Origin of the sequence: Moorena sp. SIO1G6 (assembly GCF_010672795.1) — a bacterium.
Classification (GTDB): domain Bacteria; phylum Cyanobacteriota; class Cyanobacteriia; order Cyanobacteriales; family Coleofasciculaceae; genus Moorena; species Moorena producens.
This window is the reverse complement of the sequence record NZ_JAAHFZ010000125.1, coordinates 1-5,344: the sequence shown is the minus strand read 5'-3', so window position 1 is coordinate 5,344 and position 5,344 is coordinate 1. Positions and strand designations below refer to the sequence as shown.

General features: G+C 45.7%; 5 protein-coding genes. All 5 read right to left on the bottom strand.

The window, feature by feature from the left end:
• Nucleotides 1-247: 247 nt before the first annotated feature.
• The gene (locus tag F6K63_RS36190; RefSeq protein ID WP_008182435.1) at nucleotides 248-490 is read right to left on the bottom strand and encodes a NifU family protein; all 243 of its coding nucleotides are present in this window, start codon (nucleotides 488-490) and stop codon (nucleotides 248-250) included.
• A 106-nt stretch (nucleotides 491-596) separates the two neighbouring features.
• The gene (locus tag F6K63_RS36185; protein WP_287253614.1) at nucleotides 597-719 is read right to left on the bottom strand and encodes a hypothetical protein; all 123 of its coding nucleotides are present in this window, start codon (nucleotides 717-719) and stop codon (nucleotides 597-599) included.
• 73 nt (nucleotides 720-792) lie between these two features.
• Nucleotides 793-987 carry a hypothetical protein gene (locus F6K63_RS36180; protein ID WP_044492654.1) on the bottom strand — a complete coding sequence of 65 codons (195 nt, stop codon included), beginning with the start codon at nucleotides 985-987 and terminating at the stop codon, nucleotides 793-795.
• A 221-nt stretch (nucleotides 988-1,208) separates the two neighbouring features.
• Entirely contained in the window at nucleotides 1,209-1,403 is a 195-nt protein-coding gene (locus F6K63_RS36175; protein ID WP_287314920.1) for a hypothetical protein, read from the bottom strand.
• The gene (locus F6K63_RS36170; RefSeq protein ID WP_287314918.1) at nucleotides 1,393-5,166 is read right to left on the bottom strand and encodes a WD40 domain-containing protein; all 3,774 of its coding nucleotides are present in this window, start codon (nucleotides 5,164-5,166) and stop codon (nucleotides 1,393-1,395) included. The genes F6K63_RS36175 and F6K63_RS36170 overlap by 11 nt, the downstream gene beginning before the upstream one ends.
• Nucleotides 5,167-5,344: the final 178 nt, after the last annotated feature.

Here is a 5,344-nt window from a genome sequence, read left to right as displayed (position 1 = left end):
CCCGTGTCGTTAATAAAGTAACCCGTGTATCCGAACGCGCCCCGCGTCGGCGAAAGCCGATAGTGATGGCTGGAGTTGGTAAGAAGCCCACACTGTAATCTTCGATGAGCGTGTGGGAGTATGTCACAAGACAGTTGTTTTGTAGGAACACGATCTGATCGTGCCCCTACTTTCTCCGATCCAAGATGAGAACAGCTATAATCGGCTGAACACTCAGCACTCCCCACTCATTAACTGAGTATTCAGCTTAGATTACTTGCTCCACTTCAAGGATTTCAGGGATAAATTCCTTTAAGCGGCGCTCAATCCCCATTCTCAGGGTCATGGTAGAGCTAGGGCAAGACCCGCAGGCTCCCTGAAGTCTTAATTTAACAGTCGGACCATCTAACTCAACTAGCTCCACATTCCCACCGTCAGCCATCAGGTAAGGACGCATCTCATCCAGGACTGTTTCAACATTTTCTGGAGTGAGTGCCATTGTTTCTGACATAATAAACCTCAGCTACATTGTAATTTCATGATAACTATGTTAATGGTAGCTTTCTGTGAGAAATGACTGATGAGTAAGGACTGATGACTGATGACCGATATCATGGTTAAGGTTTAGGATAGCGATCGCACCATGTCTGATCCTCTATAGCCAACCTTCCCGTAGGGTGACCAAAGGTCAATCGCTCTTTTCTACCAGTTGTCTCGGACCGTCCGCTCAAAACCTGCATCCCATCACCTAGGCATAATCAGGCTTTGAGGCACTTGTGTCCGGCAGTCAGCCTGTTCCCTATTCCCTATTCCCTATTCCCTAGGATTTATCGGATTATTCCCGACATCAAAAATAATTATAAATTCCGCATCAGGCATTAATCGTTTCAGGGCCCACAAATGTCCCTCGGCATCCGACCGATTGCGGAAGCGAGCAACAACAACTCGCTGCATTTGTGGTAACAGCCTAATGACCACCCACGGGTGAAGCCGTTCAGAATAACTCATAATCGAAGCATCTCCTTTTTTAGGGGAGCCAGAGCTAGCCCGTAGATGTTGCAGTGTCCCCGGGCTAGCTCTTGACTCTGGGCGTCTCAGCGCCCACTGTTATACTATAGCACAAAAATATTTTATTATAACATATTTTTAAAAATTTTGTAACAAAGGGAGCTATCAGCTATCAGCTATCAGCTATCAGCTATCAGCTATCAGCTATCAGTTATCAGCTATCAGCTATCAGCTATCAGCTTATGCGCTACGCGCACGCGATCGCGTTCAGCTTGTGAATAACATTGGTGTCGAAGCCTATGCCACAAAGTTGGCCGCTGACTGCTGACCGCTGACTGCTGACCGCTGACGGCTGACGGCTGACTTCTGACTTCTAACTTCTGACTTCTAACTTCTGACTTTCCCTCACTCCTCAAGTAAACCCTTCAACACCTCTTCCGTAAAAGGATTCTTACCAGCCCGGAGCTGATCTATCCATTTTTGCCGTTGTGCTTTCAACTTATCATCACTATGGGTCAAGTCTACAAATGCCTGAAAGTCTGATATGGCTCCTGCGGTATCCCCAGTCAGAGCCCTAGCAAAACCACGACTATCTTGATATTTTTTTTGATAAAATCCAATTGCTTTGGCTACTGCTTTTTCACAGGCATCCATCACGTCAGCAGCATATCCATGGAGACTACCAAACCTACAGAGTGCGTTCCAATAATAAGCATAAATGTCTAGGTTTGGATCTAGTTCTTGTGCTTCTTTATAGAGAGATAGGGCTTTGGTTATTTCACCTTGTCTTGCTAACTGCTCACCTTGTTTAACTTTAGCAGCTGCTGCTAGCTGTTTGGCTTTTATCTCTGGCTCTAATTCTAGCTCCGGATTCCATTCTTTTGCTTCTTGAAACTTAGCAATAGCACCCTCAACATCCCCCTCTTTAGCTAACTCCTCACCTTTTGTAACAAGAGCGAGCACTTTTGCTCTTTTTTCTGGATCCAATTCTAGTTCCGAATTCCATTCTTTGGCTTGTTTAAACTTAGCAATAGCACCATCCACATCCCCCTGTTTAGCCAACTCCTCACCTTGTTCAACCAAAGTGGGTGCTGCCAGGTATTTAGCTTTTATCTCTGGATCGAATTCTACCTCTGGATTCCATTTTAAGGCTTTTTGGAACTTAGTAATAGCACCATCCACATCCCCCTGTTTTGCAAACTGCTCACCTTGTTTAACCAAAGTGGGTGCTGCAGCTATTTTGTTATCTGAATCTTGGCATTTCTTTAAGCTATCTAAGGATTCAGGATGATCCACAAAGTAATCTTCAAGCAACTTACAGCCCCGAGCCAGCATCTCACCTAAATCTTCAACCGCCCAGACTCTGACCGTTCTGTCATATGATGCCGTAGCGAGGGTTTTACCATCGGGACTAAACCTTACACTCGATACCCAGTGTTGATGTCCTGAAAAGAGTGCTAATTGATTGCCCTGTAAATCCCAAACTCTGACCGTTTTGTCCGATGATGCCGTAGCGAGGGTTTTACCATCGGGACTAAAACTTACACTCGATACCGAGTCTTGATGTCCTGAAAAGAGTGCTAATTGATTGCCTTGTAAATCCCAAACTCTGACCGTTTTGTCACCTGATGCCGTAGCCAGGGTTTTACCATCGGGACTAAAACTTACACTCGATACCGAGTGTTGATGTCCTGAAAAGAGTGCTAATTGATTGCCCTGTAAATCCCAAACTCTGACCGTTTTGTCACCTGATGCCGTAGCCAGGGTTTTACCATCGGGACTAAAACTTACACTCCATACCGAGTCTTGATGTCCTGAAAAGAGTGCTAATTGATTGCCCTGTAAATCCCAAACTCTGACCGTATGGTCTCCTAATGCCGTAGCGAGGGTTTTACCATCGGGACTAAAACTTACACTCCATACCGAGGATTGATGTCGTGAAAAGAGTGCTAATTGATTGCCCTGTAAATCCCAGAGTCTGACCATTTTGTCCCTTGATGCCATAGCGAGGGTTTTACCATCGGGACTAAAACTTACACTCCATACCCAGTGTTGATGTCGTGAAAAGAGTGCTAATTGATTGCTCTGTAAATCCCAAACTCTGACCGTTTTGTCCCTTGATGTCGTAGCGAGGGTTTTACCATCGGGACTAAAACTTAAACTCCATACCCAGTCTTGATATCCTGAAAAGATTGCTAATTGATTGCCCTGTAAATCCCAAACTCTGACCGTTTTGTCCGCTGATCCCGTAGCCAGGGTTTTACCATCGGGACTAAAACTTACACTCCATACCGAGTCTTGATGTCCTGAAAAGATTGCTAATTGATTGCCCTGTAAATCCCAAACTCTGACCGTTTTGTCATATGATGCCGTAGCGAGGGTTTTACCATCGGGACTAAAACTTACACTCGATACCGAGTGTTGATGTCCTGAAAAGAGTGCTAATTGATTGCCCTGTAAATCCCAAACTCTGACCGTTCTGTCGTATGATCCCGTAGCCAGGGTTTTACCATCGGGACTAAAACTTACACTTGTTACCGAGGATTGATGTCCTGAAAAGAGTGCTAATTGATTGCCCTGTAAATCCCAAACTCTGACCGTTTTGTCCGCTGATCCCGTAGCCAGGGTTTTACCATCGGGACTAAAACTTACACTCCTTACCGAGGATTGATGTCCTGACAAGAGTGCTAATTGATTGCCCTGTAAATCCCAAACTCTGACCGTTTTGTCCCTTGATGCCGTAGCGAGGGTTTTACCATCGGGGCTAAACCTTACACTCGATACCCAGTGTTGATGTCCTGAAAAGAGTGCTAATTGATTGCCCTGTAAATCCCAAACTCTGACCGTTTTGTCACCTGATGCCGTAGCGAGGGTTTTACCATCGGGACTAAAACTTACACTCGATACCGAGTCTTGATGTCCTGACAAGAGTGCTAATTGATTGCCCTGTAAATCCCAAACTCTGACCGTTTTGTCATATGATGCCGTAGCGAGGGTTTTACCATCGGGACTAAAACTTACACTCGATACCGAGTCTTGATGTCCTTGAAATCTTCTCTTTTCTTTGAATTTACTAAGACTTTGCTGTAGAGCATAGAGAGGACTGATGGCAGGATAGTTATCCAGGGAGCGACCATCTTTCACCATATTAAATAGCTCTTGCCCAGTCTCCATGGCTGAGTATAAAAGCTCTTGCTCGCCATAGTAACCATTATCCCCTGGTAAGCGTCGTAAAACACTAAGCGCTTGTTGTTCTAGTCGCGTGGCTTCTCTTTGTTTTCTAACTTCGATCCCAGTCACCACAGCAACAATTAACGAAAAACCCAGTACAATACCACCTATGCTGATGATCCGCTTCGCTTTCTTTTGAGCTTCAGTTAACGTATCATTGGCTTTAGCTAATATTCGACTTTCTTCTGCCAATACCCTGCGGTCTAATTCCTGACCAGCCGCCAAAAACTGATAATCCAAATCGCTCAAACTTTTACCCCTAGCCCAAGCTTGAGCATTCTCTAACGCTACCCCCCGCAACAAACGAGATTCATCCTGACACCCAGAATCAACCCAAGCCGTAAACGCTTCAGAATAGGGACGCAGTCTGGCTAATTCTTGTTTAACCCAATCACTATCGAAAACACTGCCATAAATCCGGTTGTTAACCCTCAAATAGCCATTGCGCTCCACTACCAACCCCGATAGCCTTAATTCCGTCTGTTCTTCACTACCATCAGCAGCAAGACTACCCTGATCTAATACGTGCTGATACAATCCCAACAGCCTACTCGCCCGTTGCTCATTTCTGAGAATGCGATCGCGTATGGTCTTCAAGTGCTCTGGCTTATCCTGAGATACCCAATTCTCAATAATCTGGGTACGGGCGACCTGTTCAACTTTAGTGCTGCAATGGGATCCCCCTCCCGTCCCCCTTAATAAGGGGGAAGCTTGAGCATGGTTCGATTCCCCTCCAGAAGTGCTATGGATGGTACCCCCTCCAGAAGTTCCCCCCTTGTTAAGGGGGGTTAGGGGGGTACCCAATCCTGAAGTGCGATGGATGGTACCCCCTCCAAAAGTTCCCCCCTTGTTAAGGGGGGTTAGGGGGGATCCTTCTCCAGAAGTGCGATGGATGGTACCCCCTCCAGAAGTTCCCCCCTTGTTAAGGGGGGTTAGGGGGGTACCCAATCCTGAAGTGCTATGGATAGATCCCCCTCCAGAAGTTCCCCCCTTGTTAAGCTATGCTTTATAAACATCTTTCTTAACATAAAACTTGACAAAAAGAGTCAAGTGTGTGTTCTTGCTAGAATCGCCTCTGGCATCTATTATCACAAATATGGAACAATGGATATTGAAAGAGCTAGGA

Coding starts and splice junctions, on each gene's coding strand:
- F6K63_RS36180 (WP_044492654.1), bottom strand. CDS start 987: ATGAGTTATTCTGAACGGCTTCACCCGTGGGTGGTCATTAGGCTGTTA.
- F6K63_RS36185 (WP_287253614.1), bottom strand. CDS start 719: ATGCAGGTTTTGAGCGGACGGTCCGAGACAACTGGTAGAAAAGAGCGA.
- F6K63_RS36190 (WP_008182435.1), bottom strand. CDS start 490: ATGTCAGAAACAATGGCACTCACTCCAGAAAATGTTGAAACAGTCCTG.